Below are 1,265 nucleotides of genomic sequence, written 5' to 3'. Positions count from 1 at the left end.
GAACACGGAAGTTAAGCTTCTCAGCGCCGATGGTAGTTGGGGGTCTCCCCCTGTGAGAGTAGGACGCCGCCGGGCAATTGCATAATGGAGGATTAGCTCAGCTGGGAGAGCATCTGCCTTACAAGCAGAGGGTCGGCGGTTCGATCCCGTCATCCTCCACCATGAATATGCCGGTGTAGCTCAATTGGTAGAGCACGTCCGGATGAACTTCCTGAAAAAGCTTCAGCGTACTGATCGAGCTGCTACTTGATTTGGCTTTCTGAGATCAGGACGACCTTTCAAAGCTCAGGATGGGAACTGAATATTTTCACTCACGATGCCGGTGTAGCTCAATTGGTAGAGCAACTGACTTGTAATCAGTAGGTTGGGGGTTCAATTCCTCTCGCCGGCACCATGTCTCTTGCTTCGCAATATTGGTAGCGGTGGGAACAGCGAGAACTATTATGCTGTGGAATAAAAGATAGATATTAGACAATATTGAGAGCCATTAGCTCAGTCGGTAGAGCAGATTGCTTGCTCCATCGGAATGCTTCCTCGGCAATCTGCGAGGAAGACCGTAAGGTCTTTCGAGCATCGTAGATGCGATAAGCAATAAAAAGCTGTGGAGTCCAAGCTAATTATTAAATAATATTGAGAGCCATTAGCTCAGTCGGTAGAGCATCTGACTTTTAATCAGAGGGTCGAAGGTTCGAGTCCTTCATGGCTCACCATTTTCATTTGAATATGCGGGTGTGGCGGAATTGGCAGACGCACTAGACTTAGGATCTAGCGCCGCGAGGCGTGGGGGTTCGACTCCCTTCACCCGCACCATTTTTTGCGGAAGTAGTTCAGTGGTAGAATACAACCTTGCCAAGGTTGGGGTCGCGGGTTCGAATCCCGTCTTCCGCTCTTAAATTCCAGGCCGGGGTGGCGGAACTGGCAGACGCACAGGACTTAAAATCCTGCGGTAGGTGACTACCGTACCGGTTCGATTCCGGTTCTCGGCACCACACAATGACAGAATGCGCCCGTAGCTCAATTGGATAGAGCGTCTGACTACGGATCAGAAGGTTATGGGTTCGACTCCTTTCGGGCGCGCCATTATTTTTCTCTATAAACGGGGAGTAGCTCAGCTTGGTAGAGCACTTGGTTTGGGACCAAGGGGTCGCAGGTTCGAATCCTGTCTTCCCGACCATGTTACTGATTTATATGGGGCCTTAGCTCAGCTGGGAGAGCGCCTGCTTTGCACGCAGGAGGTCAGCGGTTCGATCCCGCTAGGCTCCACC

The 1,265-nt window shown here is 51.2% G+C and carries 9 tRNA genes and 1 rRNA gene; all 10 read left to right on the top strand.

Features of this window, described 5'->3' with window-relative positions:
- A 5S ribosomal RNA gene (gene rrf, locus JJQ88_RS21955) occupies positions 1-75 on the top strand; the annotation flags it as partial.
- A gap of 11 nt (positions 76-86) precedes the next feature.
- Positions 87-162: transfer RNA gene (locus JJQ88_RS20950), tRNA-Val, on the top strand.
- Between the two features lie 156 nt (positions 163-318).
- Positions 319-394: transfer RNA gene (locus JJQ88_RS20945), tRNA-Thr, on the top strand.
- A 240-nt stretch (positions 395-634) separates the two neighbouring features.
- A tRNA-Lys gene (locus JJQ88_RS20940) sits at positions 635-710 on the top strand.
- A gap of 15 nt (positions 711-725) precedes the next feature.
- A tRNA-Leu gene (locus JJQ88_RS20935) sits at positions 726-810 on the top strand.
- Positions 811-816: 6 nt separating this feature from the next.
- Positions 817-888, top strand: a tRNA-Gly gene (locus JJQ88_RS20930).
- Positions 889-900: 12 nt separating this feature from the next.
- Positions 901-989 (top strand) — tRNA-Leu (locus JJQ88_RS20925).
- A 14-nt stretch (positions 990-1,003) separates the two neighbouring features.
- Positions 1,004-1,080, top strand: a tRNA-Arg gene (locus JJQ88_RS20920).
- A gap of 17 nt (positions 1,081-1,097) precedes the next feature.
- Positions 1,098-1,174: transfer RNA gene (locus JJQ88_RS20915), tRNA-Pro, on the top strand.
- Between the two features lie 16 nt (positions 1,175-1,190).
- Positions 1,191-1,263: transfer RNA gene (locus JJQ88_RS20910), tRNA-Ala, on the top strand.
- The last annotated feature ends 2 nt before the right edge of the window (positions 1,264-1,265 follow it).

This window comes from Bacillus sp. REN3 (genome assembly GCF_017912555.1).
Classification (GTDB): domain Bacteria; phylum Bacillota; class Bacilli; order Bacillales; family Cytobacillaceae; genus Mesobacillus.
The sequence above is the reverse complement of the archived record's forward strand: the minus strand, read 5'-3'. Positions and strand labels throughout refer to the sequence as shown.